20 protein-coding genes are annotated in these 23,374 nt (G+C 39.9%); all 20 read left to right on the top strand.

Annotation, left to right across the window (positions count from 1 at the left end; all coding sequences use genetic code 11):
- Positions 1–107 precede the first annotated feature (107 nt).
- The 20 genes from M1D60_RS19325 to M1D60_RS19230 all read left to right on the top strand — a co-directional run bounded on the left by M1D60_RS19325 (position 108) and on the right by M1D60_RS19230 (position 23,372).
- Positions 108–1,592, top strand: coding sequence for a tagaturonate reductase (locus M1D60_RS19325; protein ID WP_456276459.1), 1,485 nt, complete (start codon positions 108–110; stop codon positions 1,590–1,592).
- A complete protein-coding gene (locus tag M1D60_RS19320; protein ID WP_456276458.1) occupies positions 1,589–3,079 on the top strand; it encodes a UxaA family hydrolase in 1,491 nt (496 codons plus the stop codon). Before M1D60_RS19325 ends, M1D60_RS19320 begins: the two co-directional genes overlap by 4 nt.
- 45 nt (positions 3,080–3,124) lie before the next feature.
- On the top strand, positions 3,125–3,778 hold the full coding sequence (locus M1D60_RS19315; protein ID WP_456276457.1) for a bifunctional 4-hydroxy-2-oxoglutarate aldolase/2-dehydro-3-deoxy-phosphogluconate aldolase: 654 nt from the start codon (positions 3,125–3,127) through the stop codon (positions 3,776–3,778).
- Positions 3,765–4,760, top strand: coding sequence for a sugar kinase (locus M1D60_RS19310; RefSeq protein ID WP_456276456.1), 996 nt, complete (start codon positions 3,765–3,767; stop codon positions 4,758–4,760). Before M1D60_RS19315 ends, M1D60_RS19310 begins: the two co-directional genes overlap by 14 nt.
- Positions 4,761–4,798: 38 nt before the next feature.
- The gene (gene kduD / locus M1D60_RS19305; protein ID WP_456276455.1) at positions 4,799–5,548 is read left to right on the top strand and encodes a 2-dehydro-3-deoxy-D-gluconate 5-dehydrogenase KduD; all 750 of its coding nucleotides are present in this window, start codon (positions 4,799–4,801) and stop codon (positions 5,546–5,548) included.
- A 28-nt stretch (positions 5,549–5,576) separates the two neighbouring features.
- Entirely contained in the window at positions 5,577–6,407 is an 831-nt protein-coding gene (gene kduI / locus M1D60_RS19300; protein WP_456276454.1) for a 5-dehydro-4-deoxy-D-glucuronate isomerase, read from the top strand.
- A gap of 76 nt (positions 6,408–6,483) precedes the next feature.
- Positions 6,484–7,779 carry a Gfo/Idh/MocA family protein gene (locus M1D60_RS19295; RefSeq protein ID WP_456276453.1) on the top strand — a complete coding sequence of 432 codons (1,296 nt, stop codon included), beginning with the start codon at positions 6,484–6,486 and terminating at the stop codon, positions 7,777–7,779.
- A gap of 97 nt (positions 7,780–7,876) precedes the next feature.
- Positions 7,877–8,632 (top strand): NAD-dependent epimerase/dehydratase family protein, encoded by a 756-nt coding sequence (locus M1D60_RS19290; RefSeq protein WP_456276452.1) that lies wholly within the window; start codon positions 7,877–7,879, stop codon positions 8,630–8,632.
- A gap of 492 nt (positions 8,633–9,124) precedes the next feature.
- Positions 9,125–9,799 (top strand): rhamnogalacturonan acetylesterase, encoded by a 675-nt coding sequence (locus M1D60_RS19285; protein WP_456276451.1) that lies wholly within the window; start codon positions 9,125–9,127, stop codon positions 9,797–9,799.
- Between the two features lie 216 nt (positions 9,800–10,015).
- The gene (locus M1D60_RS19280; RefSeq protein WP_456276450.1) at positions 10,016–11,569 is read left to right on the top strand and encodes an extracellular solute-binding protein; all 1,554 of its coding nucleotides are present in this window, start codon (positions 10,016–10,018) and stop codon (positions 11,567–11,569) included.
- A gap of 88 nt (positions 11,570–11,657) precedes the next feature.
- Positions 11,658–12,617, top strand: a complete 960-nt coding sequence (locus M1D60_RS19275) for an ABC transporter permease (protein WP_456276449.1) — start codon at positions 11,658–11,660, stop codon at positions 12,615–12,617.
- A gap of 25 nt (positions 12,618–12,642) precedes the next feature.
- Positions 12,643–13,518: a carbohydrate ABC transporter permease gene (locus M1D60_RS19270; RefSeq protein ID WP_456276448.1), complete on the top strand. Its 876-nt coding sequence runs from the start codon at positions 12,643–12,645 to the stop codon at positions 13,516–13,518.
- Between the two features lie 47 nt (positions 13,519–13,565).
- Complete coding sequence (locus M1D60_RS19265) at positions 13,566–14,675, top strand: hypothetical protein (RefSeq protein WP_456276447.1); 1,110 nt, start codon at positions 13,566–13,568, stop codon at positions 14,673–14,675.
- A gap of 21 nt (positions 14,676–14,696) precedes the next feature.
- On the top strand, positions 14,697–15,932 hold the full coding sequence (locus M1D60_RS19260; RefSeq protein WP_456276446.1) for an MFS transporter: 1,236 nt from the start codon (positions 14,697–14,699) through the stop codon (positions 15,930–15,932).
- A 40-nt stretch (positions 15,933–15,972) separates the two neighbouring features.
- Positions 15,973–17,433 (top strand): family 43 glycosylhydrolase, encoded by a 1,461-nt coding sequence (locus M1D60_RS19255; RefSeq protein WP_456276445.1) that lies wholly within the window; start codon positions 15,973–15,975, stop codon positions 17,431–17,433.
- A gap of 22 nt (positions 17,434–17,455) precedes the next feature.
- The gene (locus M1D60_RS19250; RefSeq protein ID WP_456276444.1) at positions 17,456–19,012 is read left to right on the top strand and encodes a glycoside hydrolase family 28 protein; all 1,557 of its coding nucleotides are present in this window, start codon (positions 17,456–17,458) and stop codon (positions 19,010–19,012) included.
- Positions 19,013–19,030: 18 nt separating this feature from the next.
- Entirely contained in the window at positions 19,031–20,059 is a 1,029-nt protein-coding gene (locus tag M1D60_RS19245; protein ID WP_456276443.1) for a dienelactone hydrolase family protein, read from the top strand.
- 12 nt (positions 20,060–20,071) lie between these two features.
- The gene (locus tag M1D60_RS19240; protein ID WP_456276442.1) at positions 20,072–21,679 is read left to right on the top strand and encodes a glycoside hydrolase family 43 protein; all 1,608 of its coding nucleotides are present in this window, start codon (positions 20,072–20,074) and stop codon (positions 21,677–21,679) included.
- A complete protein-coding gene (locus M1D60_RS19235; protein WP_456276441.1) occupies positions 21,657–22,571 on the top strand; it encodes a pectinesterase family protein in 915 nt (304 codons plus the stop codon). Before M1D60_RS19240 ends, M1D60_RS19235 begins: the two co-directional genes overlap by 23 nt.
- Positions 22,572–22,583: 12 nt before the next feature.
- The gene (locus M1D60_RS19230) at positions 22,584–23,372 is read left to right on the top strand and encodes an alpha/beta hydrolase (protein ID WP_456276440.1); all 789 of its coding nucleotides are present in this window, start codon (positions 22,584–22,586) and stop codon (positions 23,370–23,372) included.
- Positions 23,373–23,374: the final 2 nt, after the last annotated feature.

Below are 23,374 nucleotides of genomic sequence, written 5' to 3'. Positions count from 1 at the left end.
TGCACAGTTGATTGAAGTGGAAGGACGCGAGTGTCCTGTAACGAAAATCAACAACGAAGTTTAACACAGCCTTTCTTAATGTAACAAAAAAAAAAGGAGGGAAAAGCATGCAAACTCTTTCAAAAGAAACGTATAAGGAATTCCGGTCGTATCCAGAAAAAGTATTACAGTTTGGAACAGGGAATTTTTTAAGAGCCTTTACAGACTGGATTATCGATCAACTTAATAAGGAAGCTAACTTTTGCGGTAGTGTAGTTGTGGCCCAGTCAACAGAACGAGGTAAAGTGGATCAACTAAATGAACAAGATGGACTGTATACGGTATACCTACAAGGAATAAAAGATGGACAGCCTTCAAGAGAGCATAGTGTCATCAACAGTATTAGTCGGGGGTTAAACCTTTTTACCCAATACGATGACTATTTACAGCTAGCTGCTAATCCAGACTTGCGATTCATCGTTTCGAATACAACAGAAGCAGGCATCACCTTTGACGAAAACGATCGATTAGAAGACCGGCCACAAAATAGCTTTCCAGCAAAACTCACGGCGTTATTATATGATCGCTATCAAGCGTTCAAAGGAGCTCACGATAAAGGCTTTATCATCCTTCCTTGTGAGCTGGTTGACCGGAACGGAGAAGAGCTGAAAAAGTGTGTCCTTCAATATGCAGACTTATGGCGCTTAGAACAAAACTTTATTAACTGGGTTCATGATGCCAATACATTTTGCTGTACGTTAGTTGATCGGATTGTACCTGGTTTTCCAAAGGATAACCTAGAAGAGATTACGACCGAATTAGGCTATAGGGATGACTTGGTCGTGATGGGAGAGCCGTATTATCTTTGGGTCATAGAAGGTCCGGAGTGGATTAAACAGGAGTTACCGATAGAAGGAATTGCGAAACAGGTAAAAATCGTGGAGGATATGACGCCTTACCGAACCACGAAAGTCCGCATTTTGAATGGTGCTCATACAGCGATGACACCTGTTGCCTACTTGTATGGTTTAAACACAGTAGGGGAAGCAATGACGGATAAGGAAACAAGAGAGTTTGTGGAAGAACTGATTCATGAAGAAGTTATTCCTACGCTAGATGTACCAAAAGAAGAATTGACAACGTTTGCAAAGGATGTGGTAGACAGGTTTTTAAATCCTTATATCCATCACTACTTTACAAGTATTGCTTTGAACTCGATGTCTAAGTTTAAAGCTAGAAATCTACCTTCTTTACTTGCCTATCAAAATCAGAAAAAAGAATTACCTCGTAAATTAGTTTTTTCCTTTAGTGCTTTGATTGCGTTGTATAAAGGAAAGCGAGAAGGTGAGGAGATCCAACTTGTAGATGATGAACGTATATTAGAGCTCTTCCGTTCCTCATGGAGTAACTATGACGGAACAAAAGAGAGCTTACAACAACTTGTTACGACTGTGTTAGGGTATGAACAACATTGGGGATTCGATTTAAATGATATTCCTGGATTAAAAGAGGCTATAACTAGCAATCTTCATCTAATAGAAACGCTTGGTATGAGAAGCGCATTAAAGGATATATTGGACAAAAATGTACTAAACAGTGAGGGAGCCCAATGAAGGAACTATTAAAGATTAAGAAAGAAGACAACGTTGCTGTTGCCTTAAGAAACTTTTCCGAAAATGAGAGAATCGTGGTGGACGGAATTGAAATTCAGTTACGAGATCCTGTCAAAAGAGGGCATAAGGTTGCTTTAGTGGATATCAAAGAAGGGGAACATGTGGTGAAATATGGTTTTCCCATTGGCCATGCAATTAAAGCTATTGCCACGGGAGAGTTTGTTCATACACATAATACAAAAACAAATTTAGATAGCATTCAAGACTATGAATATAAGCAAAAACTCGTTTCTAACTCCTTTCAGCTTGAGAATCGAACGTTTAAAGGATTTAAACGGGAAGACGGGACAGTTGGTATCCGAAATGAATTATGGATTGTCCCGACCGTAGGCTGTGTAAATGGTGTTGCCGATTTAATTATTCAACGCTTTAAAGAGGAAATAGGAGATGTTAGTCCCTTTGAAAATGTGCTCGTTTTAAAGCATAACTATGGTTGCTCACAGCTAGGCGATGATCATGAAAATACGAGAACGATTCTAGCAAATGCGGTAAAGCATCCAAATGCTGGTGGTGTACTAGTGTTAGGACTAGGGTGTGAGAACAACAACATAAACGAATTTGAAGAGTCGTTAGGTGATTACAATACAAACCGTGTAAAGTTCCTATTATCTCAAGAGGTTTCAGATGAGGTGGAGGAAGGGGTAAAACGTTTAAAGGAAATCTATGACTATGCAAAACAGGATAGTAGAGTGGATGTTCCTTTATCCGAATTGAAGATTGGGTTAAAGTGTGGGGGCTCCGATGGTTTCTCAGGAATCACGGCCAACCCACTTCTAGGGAGATTATCCGATTATCTCGCCGCCCAAGGAGGAACCTCCGTTTTAACAGAGGTACCTGAAATGTTTGGAGCCGAAACGATTTTGATGGAAAGAGCTGAAAATGAGGAAGTGTTTCATAAGATCGTTGCGTTAATCAATGACTTTAAACAATATTTTATCCAGCACAACCAACCCATTTATGAAAATCCGTCCCCTGGAAATAAGGATGGAGGGATTACGACACTTGAGGATAAATCACTTGGCTGTACTCAAAAAGCAGGAACGTCAACTGTTGTTGATGTATTGAAATACGGTGAAAGATTACAAAAGAAAGGCTTAAACCTTCTAAGTTCACCAGGAAACGATCTAGTAGCATCCTCTGCTTTAGCGGCAGCTGGTTGTCAAATGGTTTTATTTACAACGGGACGAGGGACGCCGTTTGGCACGTTTGTTCCAACTGTTAAAATCTCTACGAATACCACCCTTTATGAGACAAAAAAGCACTGGATTGACTTTAATGCAGGCCCTTTAGTAGAAAACGTTTCTTCAGACGAGGTACTAGATGATTTTATAAACTATATTATTAATGTTGCGAGCGGACAGCTAGTAAACAATGAAAAAAATAATTTTAGAGAAATTGCTATTTTTAAAACAGGAGTAACACTATAAGTCACGTAGGTATAGAACAGCTCGATTCAACTGGAGGTATTGTTGATGACAAAGGACTTAATCAATCAGTTAAAAGAAGAAAAAATTATTGCCATTATGAGAGGTGTGCCAGCAGATTCGGGTGAGAATATCGCTGAAGCACTATTGAATGGAGGCGTGTCATTTCTAGAAATAACATTAAATACGGAAGGTGCCTTACAAATGATTTCAGATTTGAAAACTAAATATGGAGATCGTTTGAAAATTGGCGCAGGAACAGTTTTAGACGTAATGATGGCGAAAGAAGCAGTCTCGGCCGGGGCCGAATATATTATTTCTCCACATCTAGATGAGGAAGTTGTGAAATATGGATTAGAAAATGGTCTCCATGTGTGGCCCGGTACGATGACACCTACAGAGGTAATGAGAGCCCATAAGCTCGGCGCCAAGGCCGTTAAGGTGTTCCCAATCGGGTCCCTTGGTGTCAACTATATAAAAGAAATTCGTGGACCGTTAAATCATATTGATATGATTGCGACAGGTGGAATCAACCTTCAAAATATGAATCAAGTTTTACAGAATGGAGCGATGGCAGTCGGTCTTGGAGGAAACCTAGTGAATAATCAACTTGTTGAGCAAGGAAGATTCCAAGAAATCACATCGATAGCAAAAGGCTTTGTTGACCTAGTGAAAGAGGTGGGGACTGTTGACGCAAAATGACAAGCTTGATGTACTAACGATTGGTGAAAGCATGATTCTCTTTCAATCCATCACAGAGGGCTCACTAACACATTCCCCGCTTTTTATGAAATCACTAGCAGGGGCAGAATCCAATGTTGCCATTGGTTTATCTCGATTAGGTAAAAAAGTACGCTGGATTAGTCAGCTTGGAGCAGACCCGTTTGGTGATATGGTAGTTTCAACACTTGCTGGGGAAGGTGTGGATGTGTCCTTTGTAACAAGAGATTCCCACTATCCAACAGCTGTCTATTTTAAAGAAGTGAAAGGGTATGGCGATCCCAATGTTTTCTATTACCGGAGGGGGTCAGCAGCAAGTCAGCTTCGTGTAGATTGTATAAATCCTAGCTGGTTTGAAGGTGTTCGTCATTTGCATGTAACAGGTATTACACCTGCGCTCGGTCCGAATACGAAGGAATTCATGCTAGAAGTCATGAAAGTGGCTCGTTCAAACGGACTTACCATCTCGTTTGACCCTAATTTACGTAGAAAGCTTTGGAGTGAGGAGGAAGCTCGTAACGTGCTTCTCTCCATGATTCCGCTTTGTGATATTTTCTTACCTGGCGTAGAAGAAGCAGAATTCCTGTTAGGACCTAACACTCATGAGGGTTATGGGGAGCAATTCCTTCAAATGGGTCCCAAAATCATTGCGCTAAAATTGGGAGACGAGGGCTCAATTGGTTTTACAAAAGAGAATACATACACAGCAAATCCTTATACCGTGAAGCAAGTCATCGACACAGTGGGAGCAGGGGACGCATTTGCTGCTGGGTTTTTATCGGTTCTTTTAGATGAAGTGGATCCACTACATCCAGAAGCACTTACAACTTCCCTACCAAAAGCCTTACAAAGAGCTAATACACTTGGAGCATTAGCCACTCAATACAAAGGGGACTGGGACGGCGCGCCTACCCTTCAGGAAGTGCAAAAATTGGTAGAGGGGAAACAAAGCGTTACAAGGTAATTCATAACAGCTTTCACTTTAAAAAAGGAGGGTAACAAATGTCTTTCACATTAACAGGGAAAGTGGCCTTAGTCACAGGGGCAAGTCGTGGGCTAGGTCAAGGAATGGCAGTTGGACTTGCGGAAGCAGGTGCCGATGTTATTGGAGTTGGTACAAGTGATCTCCGTGAAACAAAGGAAAAAGTTGAAGCTACTGGCCATAGATTCTATGAACTCATTGTCGATCTATCCGCACCGAACGCTGTGTATCAGCTAGTAGAGGATGCTCTAGAGAAAACTAGTGAAATCGATATTTTAGTGAATAATGCGGGTATTATTAGACGTGCCGAAGCGGAAAACTTTTCCGATCAAGATTGGCATGATGTGATGGACGTAAATTTAAACGCGGTCTTTAAGCTAACGAGAGAAATTGGGAAGCATATGCTTGAAAATGGATCGGGAAAAATTATAAATATTGCGTCTATGCTCTCTTTTCAAGGGGGCTTACGAGTACCAGCGTATACAGCCAGTAAGCACGCGGTTGCGGGGTTAACAAAATCCTTTGCCAATGAATGGGCTGGGAAGGGGATCAATGTGAATGCCATCGCTCCTGGTTATATGGTCACTGACAATACCGCTGCGTTACGAGCAAATAAAGAAAGAAATGATTTTATCACGTCGAGAATTCCTGCCGGAGAGTGGGGAACACCTGAAGATTTGAAAGGTCCTATCGTATTTTTAGCATCTGATGCCTCACGCTATGTAAATGGTCATGTGTTATGTGTAGATGGCGGATGGATGAGTTCATAATCATAACCCATAAAGGAGAGAACGAAAAATGGAAATTAGACATGCAACAAACCCACTGGATAGTAAACAATATACAACAGAAAAATTACGAAATGAATTTTTAATTCAATCCCTTTTTGTAAAGGGTGAAATTAATATGGTGTATTCTCACTATGACCGTGTGGTTGTTGGAGGGGCAATTCCTACAGGATCTCCATTAAGACTAGACGCAGGTGATACATTACAAACGGAGTATTTTCTAGAACGAAGAGAAGTCGGAATCATTAATATCGGACCAAAGGGTAAGGTCATCGTTGAAGGCCAAGAATATGAGCTGAACAAGAGAGATTGTTTATATGTAGGGTTAGGAAACAAAGAAGTTTCCTTCCATAGTGAGGATATTGATAACCCTGCACGTTTTTATTTTGTATCTACAACTGCACATAAAGAATACCCAACTCGTGTTCTTCCAATTACGGACGCTGAACCGGTTAAAATGGGTTCAGATAGTGAGTCCAATAAGCGCACCATCTATAAATATATTCACCAGGACGGTCTTCAAAGCTGTCAATTAATGATGGGGATGACATTACTAGAGCCAAATAACATGTGGAATACGATGCCAGCACATATCCATGACCGACGTATGGAAGTGTACTTATATTTTGATATGGACGAAGAATCTAGAGTGTTCCATTTCATGGGTGAACCAAGTGAAACACGCCACCTAGTCGTTAAAAACGAAGAAGCTGTCCTATCCCCGCCTTGGTCCATCCACTCAGGCGTAGGAACCAACAACTATACCTTTATCTGGGCAATGGCAGGCGAGAACTATACCTTTAAAGATATGGAATTTGTTAAAATGGAAGATTTGAAATAAAAAATAAGGAAGATACCCGATTTTAATAGGTCCATAAAATCGGGTATTTTTTATCTAAATCGTCTAGGAGGAGAACATGAAAAAAATCGTGATTTGCGGCCTTAGTAATCGAGCCTTCAGTATGTTTATTCAACCTATTTTGAAAGAATATAGTCATCTTAACAAGATTGTCGGCTTACTTGATTGTGATGAAAAGAGAATCATGCTATGTAAAGAAAGATTCACTAGCTTAGTAGCTGTTCCTTCTTATCAACCAGATGAATTCGAAAAAATGATAAAGGAAACAAAAGCAGATACCGTCATCGTTACGAGTAGAGATGATACGCACGTTGATTATATTTTACAAGGATTAGAGCATGACCTACATATTATTACCGAAAAGCCGATGGTCACAAAGCTAGAAGATGCAAGGAAAGTAATAGAAGCAGAAGAAAAAAGTAAAGGGAAAGTAACGGTCGCTTTCAATTATCGATATACGCCTTATCATCGAAAAATAAAAGAAATGCTACTAGAAGAAAAAGTTGGGAGAATCACATCGGTTGACCTCAATTGGTATATTGACACCTACCATGGTGCGAGTTATTTTAAACGCTGGAATCGAAATCGAGATTTATCTGGGGGGCTCTCCATTCACAAATCCACTCACCATTTCGATTTAGTCAATTGGTGGCTAGATCAAAAACCGGAAGAAGTATTTGCCTATGGAGCGCTAAATTATTATGGAAAGAATGGCGAGCTAAATCCAAGTCCAACCGATCAGCGCTATTGTGGAACCTGTCAAGAGAAACAAAACTGCCACTATTATATGAGATGGTCTAATCGACGAAGTGAAAGCTTTGTCCACGACGACCATATCAATCAACAAGAAGCCTCAAGGAACAACTATACCCATTATCGACCTGACGCCTGTATTTTTGATCATGAAATTGATATTGAAGATACGTATGTTGCGACAGTGAGGTATGACAAGGGTGCATTGCTGAGCTATTCGATAAATTTTTCTCTTCCTTATGAGGGGTATCGACTCGCTATTAATGGGACAAAAGGCAGAATAGAAACTACTGAATTTCACGCACCAAATCGTGTCCCCTTTCCCATTCCAAAGCAAACAATCGATTATTTTCCACTCTTTGGATCGAAAGAAACCATTCATGTGCTAGAGAGTGAAGGTTCGCATGGAGGTGGTGACCCCATCTTGCAAGAGGACCTCTTCTTAGGGGTAGACCCTACAAGAAAATACGACATTTTGGCAGGTGCATTAGCGGGTGCCTACTCCATAGCAGTTGGGGAAGGGGTATGGCGTTCTAGTAAGGAAAAGAGACCCATTCCAATTCCGGATTTACAGCCAAGTCCAAACGGTATTAGGCAATAAATGATAAACAAACGCTTTCATCATCCTCCATGTATGTTTTTAGAATTTAGAAGAAGTCTAAAGAGATATGGAATCAAACTGACAATGGAGGAAGCAAATGAAGAAAGTAACGATTATAGGTGGAGCGGGAACGATTGGAAGAATTTTAACGAAAGGGTTACGTGACAAATATGAAATCGTCATTCTAGATAAAAAGGCTCCAACGGATTCTAGTGTACCCTTTATCGAAACGGACGCCACGAACGTTGATGAATTAATGACGAATATCCCAAAGGATACGGTTGCTCTTATCAATTTACTGACCATTCAAACAGAGGATGATTTAAAACATCCAGAACAATTTCGGAAGATGACAGATATTCACTTTACATCATCCTTCTATATCTTACATGCAGCCATCACAAAAGGGATTCCAAAGGTCGTCTATGCAAGCAGTAACCATACAACCGATTATTACGAATACGAAGGAATTTCTACACTAGGTAGAGAGATTACAAATCAGGACTATCCCTTATCGAGGAGCTTATATGGGGTATTAAAGCTGGCATCTGAAAATATCGGTCATATTTTGGCAAGAGAAGAGGCAAATCATCTTTCCGTCATCAATTTACGAATCGGAAGTGTTCAAGACGACGAAAAACAAGCAGTAAAAGAAAAAGGTCGCCTCCATCACACTTTATTATCACATGCAGACACTGTCCAGATGTTTGATTTAGCGATTCAATCATCTGTTAAATATGGAACGTATTATGGAGTATCTGGTAATCCAGAGAAACCGTGGTCCACTGAAAACGCATGGAGAGAACTAGGCTATAGTTCAAAAGTAAATTCAACTGATTTGCTGCAAGATTAGGGTGTTTCCATTGGGAACACCCTTTAGTGAGCAATCCATATAACATGATAGGGAAATCCATTGTTATGTGGCTATCAACACAAAAGCAAACGAACAAAACAAAGGTGTAGTTTTGCTTTGAGTCATTATATAGAGGCTGATCTTCATGATATGGAGGTCAGCCTCTATTTCTTTTCTATAGGGGAAGGGGAATTGTTTGTTCGTCACTAATTTCTTTTATTCAAATAACAGAATGGACTAGGAGCTCCTTTGCTCGATCAATCCGTAAATAAGTTAAGTAATCAATAGGACTATAGCCAATGTACCTCTGAATATGTCAGGTTATCACCAAATTTCAGACCCAGTACTCATCATCTTACACGATAATCATAATGTGATTTAGTACCTATGGAGTAGCGTTTGACTGAATGAGATTATAGCTGTCATCCTTTCTGGTTGGTAAAGTAAATACCAATAACTAGATAAAATAAATAAAAAAAAGAGGGGATTAACATGAGTAAGATTTCTATTTTCATTGCAGGAGATTCAACCGCTTCTTCCTATTCTTCTGAAGTATTTCCCCGTGCAGGATGGGGCCAAGTTTTACATCATTTCTTTACGGATGAGATCCGTGTAATCAATGAGGCTGCGTCAGGTCGTAGCTCAAAAAGCTTCATTGAAGAGGGGCGGTTAAGAACGATTACCAATCAGCTCAGAGAAGGAGATTATTTGTTTATTCAATTCGGCCATAATGACGCGAAGAATGATGAAAGGTATACAGAGGCTATGACAAGCTTTAAGTATTACGTTAGTCAATATATTGATACCGCGTGGAATAAAAGGGCAATTCCCATACTCATCACCCCCGTACAAAGAAGAAGTTTTAATGAAGAAGGAATAATGGAAGACACTCACGGTTTATATCCATTTGCCATTCATCAATTAGGACTAGAAAATAATATACCGGTTATTGATTTAACCAGCAAAAGTAAAGCATTTATTGAATCTATAGGTGTCAATAAATCAAAAGAGGTCTTTCTCTGGCTGGAACCTGGAAAACATGAACATTATCCTCATGGTGTTGAAGATAATACTCATTTTTCCACACAAGGGGCTAAAGAGATTGCGAAGTTAATTGTAGAAGGAATTGTAGAGTTAAAGATTCCTTTAGAAAAGTTTCTCCGCTGATGTAAGAAGGCGATCGTGAAGAAAAATGGTTACCTACATAGTTGATTAAATTTTCTGCAAATTAATAATCATTTCATTAGTTATTATGTGATAACCCTTTAAAACCCCTGTGTTTTCAAAGAATATAAGAAATTGATTATAGGCGGAATGTAAGCGTTTCAATTAGTCTAAGGGTGTGCAAAGTCACATCCAAAAAATTTAATAGGGGGTAAGTACATGATTAAGTCTAAAAAATTCCTAAGTACGTTTTGTGCACTTTCATTAGGACTTGGATCTTTGGTAGCTTGTTCAAGTGCAAATGAAAGCGCTTCAAACACGACGGATGGAACAAAAAATTCTGATGGAAAACAAACAGAGGTCGCTCAAAGTAATGAGCCAGTGAAATTCTCCATTATGGCGAATCTTCATACGCCAGAGGTTCCTTCAGATAAGATTGAGAAGCTATTAGAAGAAAAAACAAACTCAGAATTAGAGATTCAATGGGTACCTGACAGTAGTTATGAAGAAAAATTAAATACTGCCTTTGCGACAGGTTCATTCCCTGAGGCAGTATTTATGAAAAATCAAACAACGTATCTTCAATTTAAAGAAGCAATCCGTGATGACCAATTTTGGGAAATTGGACCTTACTTAAGTGAGTTTGATAATTTAAGTAATTTAAAGGAAACGGTGCTAGCAAATACTGCAGTAGATGGAAAGATTTATGCTCTTTATCAAGGAAGACCATTGTCACGACAAGGCTTAATTTTCCGTAAGGATTGGGCTGATAAGCTTGGTCTCTCTACTCCAACGAATGTGGACGAATTTGAAGAAATGGCAAGGGCGTTTACAGAGGATGATCCAGATGGAAATGGAAAGAATGATACATTTGGACTGACTGATCGCAGTGATTTAGTATATGGGGCATTTAAAACGGTAGCTTCTTGGTTTGGTGTTCCAAATGGTTGGGGAGAAAAGGATGGAGAATTACTGCCTGAATTTATGTTCCCACAATACGTAGAAACAATGGATTTCTTCAAAGAACTTCGTGCTAACGGTTATATGAACCAAGACTTCCCTGTTACGAGTAAACCAGATCAGCAAGCCTTATTTAAAAATGGAACAGCTGGTATGTATGTTGGTTCAATGGCAGATGTCGTGACTCTTAACAACGATGCTGTAAAGATTAATCCAAATATCGTATTAGATGTACAAAATAATATTAAGGGACCACATGGAGAATTTAATGTATGGGCAATACCAGGATATGGTTCTCTTGTTATCTTCCCTAAATCAGCAATCGAAGATGAGGAAGAATTAAAAAGAGTATTAGGATTCTTCAATCAATTAATGAATCCTGAAATTGCCAATTTAACCTTCTGGGGACTTGAAGGAGAACATTATTCAGTTGTAAATGGTAAAGCAGATGCGATTGAGGACACGGATTTAACGGACCGTGAAGTGAAGCCTTACCAAGCTCTTGAAATTGGGGAGCCGGCTACAAATGGAAGATTTGAAGGGGTTCACACTTATGAAGTAAAGGCAAAAGCAGAAGAACTTATCATTGATAATGAAAAGTACTTAGTACATGATCCGACTGCTGCATTAGATTCAGCTACAATTGTAGAAAAAGGTGAGAGACTAAACCAAATCATCTTAGATGCTACGTATAAGTATATGCTTGGCCAAATTGATAAGGCTGGTTTTGATGATGCTGTAGCAAATTGGAAGAGTCAAGGTGGAGATCAAGTCATCGAAGAATACAATACTTCTTTTGCGAATTCTAAATAATCCGTAAATATGATTTTCCTAAAATTGTGGTTGGGGCTGACTTTATTTATCATGTCAGCCCTATCCATATACAGAAAGGGTGACGTTAATGAACACGGATATAGTCGTTGGAAAAGATGCAGTATCCATTAAGCAAGCAAGGCGTTTAGAGTTGAAGAGACAAATTTTGAAAAATAAATGGATCTACTTAATGATCTTGCCAGGAATCCTTTATTTTATCATTTATAAATATATTCCTATGTATGGGTTGATTATCGCTTTTCAAGATTATAAACCTTACTTAGGGATTACGGGTAGTGAATGGGTAGGTTTAGAGCATTTTAGAAGACTCTTTACAGAGCCCGATTTCTGGATGATCTTTGGAAATACATTGATTTTGTTTGCATTGAATTTAGTCTTGTTCTTTCCTATTCCGATTATTCTAGCCTTAATGTTGAATGAAGTTCGATTAATGGCTTTTAAGAGAACAGTACAAACCTTAATCTATATCCCTCATTTTATGTCATGGGTTATTATTGTTTCCATTGGATATGTCATGCTAACGCTTGATGGAGGGATTGTAAACGGAATCCTTGTGGCATTAGGCTTTGAGAAAGTAAACTTCCTTCTCAACCCAGATTGGTTCCGTCCTATGTATATTATACAAGTGATTTGGAGAGAAGCTGGATGGGGAACGATTATTTACCTAGCAGCGATGGCCTCTATTAGTCCACAATTATATGAAGCGGCACGAATGGATGGTGCGACTCGTTTCCAACAAATGTGGCATATTACACTTCCATCTATTAAAAATGTCATTATCATTCTATTACTCTTAAAAATCGGAGATGTTTTAGAGCTAGGCTTTGAGCACGTCTACCTATTATTAAATGCTGCCAATCGAGAAGTGGCTGAAATATTTGATACATATGTATATGTAGCCGGTTTAAAGCAAGGTCAGTTTAGCTATAGTACAGCAGTTGGATTCTTTAAAGGAATTGTAGGACTGATCCTCGTTGTATTTGCCAACTGGTTAGCCAAGAAAAACGGTCAAGAAGGTATCTACTAGTAGTTTTAGTTAAGGAGGGGCAACAATGGTTGAAGACAAATCTTTAGGCAGTCGCATTTTTAATTACACTAATATGTTCTTGTTAGCCATAATCGCATTAGCAACAGTCATACCTTTTCTACATGTAATCGCTGCTTCTTTTACCACAAGTGCAGAACTAGCTGAAAAGCAGTTTGTTCTGTTTCCTACGGATTGGAGTATAGCAGCTTATGAGTATATTTTTTCGACGGATACCATCTTTCGTTCTCTTTTAGTATCGATTGGGGTCACAGCTGGAGGAACACTTTGGAGTATGTTTCTTTCGGTCTTAACGGCATATGGACTGTCCCGAAAGGATTTAGTGGGAAAAAGATTCATTATGTTTTTCTTTGTATTCACGATGTTATTTAATGGTGGGATGATTCCAACTTTCTTAGCCGTGAAATATACGGGATTACTAGATTCATTGCTGGCCTTAATCATTCCTGTTTCAATCAATGTGTTTAACATGATCATTTTAAAAAGCTTCTTCCAGGCACTACCAGATTCCTTAGAGGATGCTGCCAAAATTGATGGATGTAGTGATTTTGGAATCTTATTTAGGATTATTATCCCGTGTTCAATGCCCGCCATTGCCACGATTTCACTTTTTTATGCGGTCACGTATTGGAATACGTATATGCATGCGATTCTTTATCTAAATAATTCTGCTCTTTGGCCTGTTCAAGTCCTTTTACGCCAAATTGTTGTATTAGCCACCGGATTAAATTATGACGGATCTGAATTTACAGACGTTCCACCACCCGATATAACAGTAAAAATGGCGGTAATTGTCGTAGCCACTCTCCCTGTGTTATTAGTTTATCCGTTTTTACAGAAGCACTTCACGAAAGGTGCATTGTTAGGTTCGGTTAAAGAATAACAGTCTAGGTGTAAAAGCATGGATTTCTAAAATGAGAAGGTGAAGAAATGAGTAAAGAGCAAACGGAGTATGTAGCGCAATTGGAGACGTTAGAGGATTTATTTACTGGCTTTTTTCAATGGTTAGCAGGTCAGTATGATGCGAGTACGGGGGGCTTTTATTATGCGAAAAGCTCAATTGAAGCCCCTCAGTTTACGCCAGATATTGAATCAACAGCTCAAGCTTTAAATATTCTGAATCGAAACGAACTACTGTCCTATATGCCCGATAAAATGAGGCGAGAAATTGTCCAGTTCTTCCAAGAAAAACAGGACCCGATTACCGGTTATTTCTTGGATGAGAATCCAGCTATGAAAAAGGATGAGGTGATGGTGCATAGGGCTATCAATTATTCTGCGGGCTCTATCATAAGACTCGGAAGTCAGCCGTTGTATCCTCTTCCATTAGAGGCAAATGCGGCACCAACCTATGTGAGTTCACCAGCTGAATATTTACATAAATGGAAAAGCATTGATTTAAGTAACAGCTGGAGAGGCTGTGATTTGCTAGCAACCTCCTGTGTTTATATAGGTGAAATGGATGTGGAGAAGAGGCAGCCCTACTTGGATGAGGCCATCCGATTTTTGGAAAGCATCCAAGATAAGGAGACAGGGTTATGGGGAGAAGGAAGCTTGTATGTCAAGATATCTGGTACGTTTAAACTCCATACATTTTATAGTCGTTTCAACCTTCCAATGCCAAATACAGACAAGATTTATCAAAGCATTCTAACCTGTCTTCGAACAGAAGAGGCAAAGGATATGTGCTATATTCGCAATCCTATTGATCTTTTATCCTACTCAAACATCAAGATACCACATCAAGAATTACTGGAGATCATGGACATTACGATTCAAAATATGGCAAAGCTCAAACGAGAGGATGGGGGTTTTTCAAGAGAGCTAGAAACCTCTCCATCTGCGCCAAATGTGGCACAAGTGAAAAAAGGAGAGTTCTACCCCAATATGCCAGAGGCCGTTCACTTAAGTAAAGGCTTATATGAAGGGGATATGAATGCTAGTACCCAAACCACTCTTATTAGGCAGCAACTTTATAAATTGTCCGGACTAAGGCCATCGCCCATAAAAGGAGCTCGTGAATTTTATCAGTTCCTATAAAAGAAAGAAGTGTTGGAGCTCATGAACCTCTTTAACATTGCGAAGGAAAAAAGATTATCAGAGCAGGCAGTTATGTCATTAGTGATTCATGCAATCTATCAATTTGGCAATTCGCTATCGATTATCTTTGTGAACTTGTATCTTTGGCGATTAACAAATGACCTTTTTATCAATGGGATGTTTAACTTATTGGCGATCCTCTCTCAAGCATTGACTACCTATTTGATGGGGAAATATGCAAAGAAACAGGATCGCTTAATTCCGTATCGGATTGGAATTTTTTTAACAGGGTTCTTTTATCTATGTATCATTTTTACACAAGAAAACATTATTCATTATTTTTTCTTATTTGCGCTCTTAAAAGGGATGTCACAGGCTTTCTATTGGTTAGGTTATTTTACGTTAGTGCATGATGTCTCACATGACGGAAATCGTCACCGTTATTTAGGGTGGAATCAGATTGTCATGAGCGGTGCTAACTTGAGTGGACCAGCTTTAGCAGGTTTTATTATTAGTATGAATAATGAATTGAACGGCTATATTATCGTGTTCTCTTTAGCCTTTTTGATGTTCCTCTTTGCCACGATTGGTAGCATGCGCATTAGAAAAGACCAGGTCCATCACCGAGAATATTATATGAAGTATTTAGGTTTAATGGTTCAACGAAAGCCAAAGTTTTTACATGTCTTAATTGGTTGGTTCATTATTGGGTTTCCTCAAGGAATCCTAATGTATATCCCACCCATTTTATTGTATAACATCTTGCCTGAGGAGCAGTTTGTTGGGTATTTAAATGTTATATTTTTGAGCATGTCTATTATCGCCAGCTATTTAATTTCACGAATTGCGGATGTGAATTCTACCGTGAAATATTTATATATTTCTGCTATCGGATTTACTTTTTCATCTATATTTTTACTCTCGGATCTATCGATTTGGACGGTTGTGTTGTTTATGTCAATCAGTTCACTCTTTAAACCACTTCAAGCAAATGCCTATGCTGCTCATTATTTTAGCTGGATCGACAGGCTTCCACTAAAAGAAAATTTCCGTGTCGAGTCGGTGGTTTTACGTGAATCAATTATTAATGTTGGCAGAGGAGTGGGGATTATCATCTTTATGATTTTTTCAAAGGAGATTAATCCAACCACCATTCCATGGATCATACTCGCTGTCATGGCTATTCAGTTTCTAATCCCTTATTTAGCTAGCGAAAAAAAGCTTACAGTGAACGTAAACGTGAATTCAAGTAGTTAGAAGCATTTTTCTTTAACAGGACAAATTGGAGAGGTGAAAGATGGTTACACAACAGACGAACGAAGAAATACGGAGTGGAGATTTACGAAATGGGACGTTTCGAAACCCTATTCTAAGAGGGAATTATGCGGATCCTTCCATTATCCGTGTTGGTTTAGACTATTATATGGTGAATACGTCTTATAAGTATACCCCTGGTTTAATCATTTGGCATTCTACTGATCTAGTCAATTGGGAGCCGATCAGCTATGCGTTAGAGAAATTAGTTGGGGATGTATGGGCACCTGAATTTGTTTATTATCAAGGGGTGTATTATATCTATTTCCCTGCAGAAAAAACGAATTGGGTCGTGTATGCAAACGATCCTCATGGTCCTTGGAGTGACCCCATTAATTTACATACAACATTAATTGACCCTGGTCATGTGGTCGGTCCAGATGGAAAGCGTTATTTGCATTTATCTGATGGACATATGGTCGAGCTTGCAGAGGATGGATTATCTGTAGTCGGGGAGGTACAAAAGGTATATGAACCTTGGGTATATCCTGACGATTGGGAGGTAGAGGCACTGAGTCCAGAAGGCCCAAAGTTGCGATACCATAATGGTTATTATCATTTAATGCTGGCCATTGGTGGAACGGCTGGTCCTCCTACAAGTCATATGGTTGCTACTTCTCGTTCCCAAACACCTTGGGGACCATGGGAGCATTCTCCTTATAACCCTATTATAAAAACAAACTCGAGAGACGAGTATTTTTGGTCGCAAGGACATGGTACGCTAATCGATACTCCGTCTGGCGAATGGTGGATGATTTATCATGCCTATGAAAATGGTTACCATTCGTTAGGGCGTCAGACTATGCTAGTTCCGATTGAATGGACAGAGGACGGATGGCCGAAGGTACCAGATCATATTCGTCCTAATCAAGTGTTGAAAAAACCAGAGGGTAAAACAGGAGCTCATGGTTTTCCTACTATAGACCATTTTTCTTCTGACTCATTAGATTTTCACTGGCAATGGCTTGGAGAGCCTGACAAGGAACGGTTTCAAGTAAGGAATGGTGGACTCGTTGTGAGCGGCAAACAGGAGGTCACTCCGTCACCGATTTTATATATGACGGGTCATAAAAGCTATGAAGCAGAGATTGATGTTCAAGTTGAGGGGGAGGTAGAAGGCTTATTTATGCTGTTTTATGATACTTCTCATCATTTAGGACTTTCTGTTTCAAAGGAAGGTGTCCGTCATTTTCGCACCTTTAAGAAGTACCGACTACTGCCAAACAACGGCAGAACCATTCGACTCCGAATTAAAAACGATTGTCATATTGTTTCCTTCTACTATAAGCAAGAAGGGGAGGAATGGACCAAGTATGATAAAGTAATTGACGCTTCTGGCTTTCACCATAATACATTTGGTGGATTCCTAAGTCTTAGAATTGGGTTGGACGCAATCGGAACTGGTTGTGTGACCTACAAAAACTTTGAATATCGAACACTGTGAGGGTGAAAGGAGGAACATACTAATGATCTTTTATGATGTAACGATATATGGAGCAAAAGGTGATCGTATAACTGATAACACAGATGCCATAGAAACGGCCATTGAAAATTGTGCGATAAACGGAGGAGGGACGGTTTACTTTCCGGCAGGAACCTACCTAACCGGACCTATCAGGCTAAGGAGTAACATGACCCTTTATGTTGATGCAGGAGCAACAATCCTGTTCCAAAATGATTTTGATACCTATCCGGCTGTTAAAACAAGGTGGTCAGGCTATGAATGCTATGCCTTTTCTCCGTTAATCTTTGGAGATGGTTTGAAGAACGTGACGATTAAAGGGGAAGGGTGCTTTGATGGGCAAGGGGAAGCCTGGTGGAAAATCAATCGTAAGCTAAGAAAAGGTGAGACCTATTCTTCGGTTACTACGAAAGAGATTGGGAAATTAAATCAACAATTAATAGGACCCTTGAATACTAATCTTGTAGAATGGGAATCTCAATTCCTACGTCCGCCATTATTACAATTGATAAATTGTGAGCATGTAACCCTAGAGGGAATAACGTTGCAAAATTCACCATTTTGGAACACACATCTAGTCTATTGTCAGGATGTAAGTGTTCGTGGAGTGACATTTAAAAACCCTTCTAACACACCAAATGGGGATGGTTTTGATATTGATTCCTGCTCCTATGTAAGAGTAACAGATTGTCATTTCGATGTCGGTGACGATTGCTTGTGCCTAAAGTCCGGAATTAATGAAGACGGAAGAAGAGTTGGAAGGCCAACAGAGAATGTAACCATCACCAATTGTACGATGCAGAGTGGTCATGGCGGGGTCGTGATGGGAAGTGAGAATTCTGGTGGTATCCGTAATGTCACCGTTTCAAACTGTGTTTTCATAGGAACAGACCGGGGGATACGAATTAAAACAAACCGTGCTCGTGGTGGGTACATCAAAAATATCCTTGTTACCAATATCTATATGGAGGATGTATTCTGTCCATTAGCAATTAATTCCTTTTATAGACATGGAGTGGATGAAACAGATCAAACCATCAATAGTGTAGAGGCGATCCCCATTTCTGAGAAGACTCCTGTAATTGAACATATTCAAATTAGTCATGTCACCGCGAAAAATTGTAGAGCAGCAGCTGGATTTATTTATGGGCTTCCAGAAATGCCAGTACAAGATGTTTCCCTTCGAGACCTTACTTTTGAAATGACAGAGGATCCAGACGAACAGGGCGGCGAACCAGACATGGTAAAAGAACAGATTATCATGGCAGGAGCTGGCATGTATTGTAGGTATGTAAAAGGCTTGGAGCTACATCGTGTCAAAATAAAAACACGTCAAGGTTCGGCACTACACATGGAAAACGTGTCAGATGTAGAAATTGATCATGTATCGATGAAAAAATTACATGACAACACCCCGGTCGTGAAGCTGAAAAATGTTGATAATGTCTATGTTGAAGGGCGTCAAGCAAGAACAAATGAAAAATCTTATCTCTATATTGAACAAGGTCGTGCTGAGGATGTCGTTGTATGTGGTAGACCTTATCCTGTAGCCGTTAAATAAGGTAAGGAGTGAGATTTGTTGACGTTTATAAAGCCTTTTCTAGAAAACTTATATAACCAAACCTATCAGCCGTATACGGGAATGTATCATGAAGAATGGAAACAAAATCTAAGAGCTCGCTTTCAAGAACAATTGGGCGAGTTTTCTTATTCTAGCAAAGAAGACTTTTATCCAAAGCTAGTAGAAAAAATAGAAACAGAGGAATATGTTCGATTACGAGTGGAAATTACAACGATAGGTGGTTTAAGGGCCCCTGTTTATATACTGATTCCAACAACCAACACCCACCACTTGAAACTCCCTGCTGTACTCGCTTTACATGGTCATGGGTATGGCAGTAAAGAAATGGTTGGATTACAGGCAGATGGTGCCGTGAACGATGGAGAGCCTGGCATTCATAAAAACTGTGCGATTCAGCTTGTAAGAAAAGGATTGGTTGTAGTGGCTCCAGAAATTATAGGGTTCGGAGATAGACGGCTTGAAGCTGATATAGATCCAGCGTCTACATCGAGTAATTCCTGCTTTTCTATAGCTAGTCAGCTGTTAGTAATGGGCAAAACGCTAGCGGGATTAAGAGTCTTTGAATGTAGGCGAATAATAGATTATCTTATAACCCTTGATGAAGTAGATTCTCAAAAAATTGGTTGTATGGGTTTCTCGGGTGGAGGGCTTGTTGCAGCCTTTACTTCTATTCTTGATGATCGAATAAAAGCGACCGTTATTACAGGTTATACCAATACTTTTAAAGGAAGCATCATGGATCGAAAACATTGTCTAGATAATTATGTTCCAGGTATCTTACAGCACGCAGAACTTCCTGAGTTAATTGGTTTAATAGCTCCAAGACCATTATTTATAGAAGCAGGAAAACAGGACCATCTTTTTCCCATTGAACACGTAAAGCATGCTGTAAATGTTTTAACCAATATCTATCAGAGTTTTGATTCAAGTGATGAATTAAATCACGATTATTTTGAGGGTCGTCATGAAATTAGTGGGGCTAAATCGTTTGACTGGCTATATAGCTCTTTAGTAGAAGGAAAGTAGGGAGGTTTTATCGTGAAAAGTGCATATACACTAGTGAACGAAAGAGATAAAGAAGTATGGACGGCTGATTTAGGGGATGGGACCTATCAAAACCCTATTCTTTATGCGGATTATTCCGATCCAGATTGTATACGAGTAGGCGAAGATTTTTTTATGGTATCATCCAGCTTTCATATGTCACCTTGTCTTCCAATTCTCCATTCCAAGGATCTTGTGAACTGGACAATCATTAACCATGTATGCGAAACCCTTCCATTTTCATCCTACGATTTACCGAGGCATGGGGACGGGGTGTGGGCTCCTAGTATTCGCTTTCATGAAGGTAAGTTTTGGGTGTTCTTTAGTGCGCCAGATGAAGGTGTATTTATGAGTACGACAACAGATCCATATGGGAAGTGGAGTCCCTTACATTTGGTAAAGGAAGTAAAAGGCTGGATTGATCCTTGTCCATTTTGGGATGATGATGGTCAGGCCTATTTAGTTCATGCCTTCGCCAAAAGCAGAATTGGCTTTAAAAGCATTCTTCAAATATGCAAAATGAACCGAGAGGGCACGGAGCTACTTGATGAAGGTACTTATGTCTTTGATGGAAGGATCAATCACCCTACAATTGAAGGTCCTAAATTATATAAGAGGAATGGATATTACTATATCTTTGCACCAGCAGGCGGAGTGGACACAGGGTGGCAAACCATTCTACGATCGAAGCACATATATGGACCATATGAAGATAAAATTGTGCTTCAGCAAGGTCGTACAGAGACGAATGGACCTCACCAAGGTGCTTGGATTGAGTTACAAGGCGGGGAGTCCTGGTTTCTGCATTTTCAAGATAAAGACGCCTACGGAAGAATCACACATCTCCAACCAATGGAATGGGAGAACGATTGGCCCGTGATGGGTAAGAAGAATAGTGAAACTGGGATTGGTGAGCCTATAAGGCGCTGGAAGAAGCCGAATGTTGGGTTAAAACAGCACGAAATTCAAGTTCCCCCAATTAATGATGAATTTACAGGGAACTCCCTAGGACGTCAATGGCAGTGGCAAGCAAACGTGAAAAAGGAATGGTTTACCCTAAAGGATAACCGTCTTGTCTTATATGCGGTTAACCCACCAAATCATGTCAATACCCTTTATGGAACGCCCAATATCCTCACTCAAAAGTTCCCTGCACCAGAATTTGTGGTGACAACAAAGCTATCGCTCGATCTGGATGAGAACGACCAAGCTGGACTTGTCATTTTAGGCTATGAGTATAAAGGACTTATGCTAAGAAAACGCGGGGCTGGGCTAAATCTTGTGTATCTATCTGGATTATCTCCTGAAAAGGGCAATGAAGAAACCGAAACCGTAATACGTCAAGTGGATCATCAAACGTTCTTCTTACGGACTGAAGTGAAAAAAGGGGCTATTTGTCAATTTAGCTATAGCCTTGATGGTGTAATGTTTCATCCTGTGGGTGAGGAGTTTGTCGCCTCTAAAGGCAAGTGGATTGGCGCCCAAATAGGCTTATTTTGTTTGAATCATGTGAGTAAGAAGAGTTCAGGCTTTGCAACCTATGATTGGTTTAAAGTGGAGAAGATAGGCGGTGGTACGCATGATGGAAATAACGGTTTGTAAAAGCGGAAATGGTGACTTTACAACGATTCAGGATGCGATTAACGCAATTAGGGTTCATCCCCTTGAGCCAGTTACCGTTCATATAAAAAATGGTAAATATAGAGAGAAATTAGTAATCCCTGATAACAAACCGAATATCCGATTAATCGGGGAAAGTGCTGAGCAAACAATCATTTCAGGCTGCTTATATGCTCAAATGCGAGATGCCGAAAATCAACCGCTTGGTACATTCAGAACACCTACAGTCACCGTTACAGCGGATGAGTTTGTCATGGAAAATATCACAGTAGAAAATACAGCGGGGTATGGACCAGAAATCGGGCAAGCATTAGCCTTATATTTATCAGGTGATCGAGCATTTATTAAGAACGTTAGACTATTAGGCTATCAAGACACATTTTATTCTAGTAAAGGGCGGCAGTATTTCTTACATTGTTACATTGAGGGCCATGTTGATTTCATATTCGGCTCTGGAACCGCTGTCTTCGATCAATGTGAGATACATAGTTTACATATGGGCTATATTACAGCTGCCTCCACTCCGGAAGATAAGCAATATGGGTTTATCTTCTTTGATTGTAAGCTTACGGGTGTTGCAGAAGAACGGTCTGTGTACCTTGGGCGGCCCTGGAGACCACATGCCCAAACCGCATTTATAAGAACCTGGATGGGTCCGCATATTAGATTTGAAGGCTGGAATAACTGGCGAAACCCACAAAACGAAAGAACAGCTCGGTATGCTGAATATCAAAGCACTGGGCCTGGGTCAGCTTACGATCTTCGTGTGAATTGGTCCTCTCAGATTAGCGAAAGTGAGCTTGAAGATTTTACTCTCGAGAAGATATTTGGCCAAACAGACGATTGGCCAGTGACACTTATTAAACAACATTAGGAGAATCATACAATGAAGAATGTCTTATGGCCTGAAGGTGTACCGCTATCTAGTAAAGACTATGATGACGAACTACCAATCCTTACTCCATATCTGTTAAAATCCTCCCAGCTGCATGGGGCGATAATTGTTTGCCCTGGAGGCGGGTATCACCATCATGCTGCTCATGAAGGTGAACCTGTGGCAAGGTGGTTAAATAGTATTGGTATATCAGCATTTGTCTTACAATATAGGGTTGCACCTTATGTTTACCCTGCACCAATGCTTGATGCCAAGCGTGCGATCCGTTATGTTCGTTATCACGCTCAAAAGTGGAATCTTCATCCTGAAAAAATAGGGATTCTCGGCTTCTCAGCGGGTGGTCATCTAGCATCTGTTATGTCTACTCAGTTTGATGAAGGTAACGCGAATTCGAGTGATCCGATAGAACGTCTAAGCAGTCGACCAGACGTTTCTATTCTTTGCTATCCGGTTATATCATTTACACAGCATTGTCATGAGGGATCCGTAATAAATCTATTAGGTGAAAATAACACAAGTGAACGTCAACACTTACTATCTAATGAAAGAAACGTTTCACCACATACTCCTCCTACCTTCCTATGGCATACTAGTGATGATGCATCTGTACCTGTACAAAACAGCCTCCTTTATGCGCAGGCACTCAGTGAAAAAAGAATACCATACGAATTACACATCTTTCCGAACGGGCGACACGGTCTAGGACTTGCAGCTAAGGATCCAATTGTCAGTAGTTGGCCCCATTTATGCCAGTCTTGGTTAAAGGAGCAAGGTTTTTAATG

Source organism: Bacillus sp. AK128 (assembly GCF_053903075.1).
This window is presented reverse-complemented; position numbering and strand designations above follow the sequence as displayed.

Coding starts and splice junctions, on each gene's coding strand:
- M1D60_RS19325 (WP_456276459.1), top strand. CDS start 108: ATGCAAACTCTTTCAAAAGAAACGTATAAGGAATTCCGGTCGTATCCA.
- M1D60_RS19320 (WP_456276458.1), top strand. CDS start 1,589: ATGAAGGAACTATTAAAGATTAAGAAAGAAGACAACGTTGCTGTTGCC.
- M1D60_RS19315 (WP_456276457.1), top strand. CDS start 3,125: ATGACAAAGGACTTAATCAATCAGTTAAAAGAAGAAAAAATTATTGCC.
- kduD (WP_456276455.1), top strand. CDS start 4,799: ATGTCTTTCACATTAACAGGGAAAGTGGCCTTAGTCACAGGGGCAAGT.
- kduI (WP_456276454.1), top strand. CDS start 5,577: ATGGAAATTAGACATGCAACAAACCCACTGGATAGTAAACAATATACA.
- M1D60_RS19295 (WP_456276453.1), top strand. CDS start 6,484: ATGAAAAAAATCGTGATTTGCGGCCTTAGTAATCGAGCCTTCAGTATG.
- M1D60_RS19290 (WP_456276452.1), top strand. CDS start 7,877: ATGAAGAAAGTAACGATTATAGGTGGAGCGGGAACGATTGGAAGAATT.
- M1D60_RS19285 (WP_456276451.1), top strand. CDS start 9,125: ATGAGTAAGATTTCTATTTTCATTGCAGGAGATTCAACCGCTTCTTCC.
- M1D60_RS19280 (WP_456276450.1), top strand. CDS start 10,016: ATGATTAAGTCTAAAAAATTCCTAAGTACGTTTTGTGCACTTTCATTA.
- M1D60_RS19275 (WP_456276449.1), top strand. CDS start 11,658: ATGAACACGGATATAGTCGTTGGAAAAGATGCAGTATCCATTAAGCAA.
- M1D60_RS19270 (WP_456276448.1), top strand. CDS start 12,643: ATGGTTGAAGACAAATCTTTAGGCAGTCGCATTTTTAATTACACTAAT.
- M1D60_RS19265 (WP_456276447.1), top strand. CDS start 13,566: ATGAGTAAAGAGCAAACGGAGTATGTAGCGCAATTGGAGACGTTAGAG.
- M1D60_RS19260 (WP_456276446.1), top strand. CDS start 14,697: ATGAACCTCTTTAACATTGCGAAGGAAAAAAGATTATCAGAGCAGGCA.
- M1D60_RS19255 (WP_456276445.1), top strand. CDS start 15,973: ATGGTTACACAACAGACGAACGAAGAAATACGGAGTGGAGATTTACGA.
- M1D60_RS19250 (WP_456276444.1), top strand. CDS start 17,456: ATGATCTTTTATGATGTAACGATATATGGAGCAAAAGGTGATCGTATA.
- M1D60_RS19235 (WP_456276441.1), top strand. CDS start 21,657: ATGATGGAAATAACGGTTTGTAAAAGCGGAAATGGTGACTTTACAACG.
- M1D60_RS19230 (WP_456276440.1), top strand. CDS start 22,584: ATGAAGAATGTCTTATGGCCTGAAGGTGTACCGCTATCTAGTAAAGAC.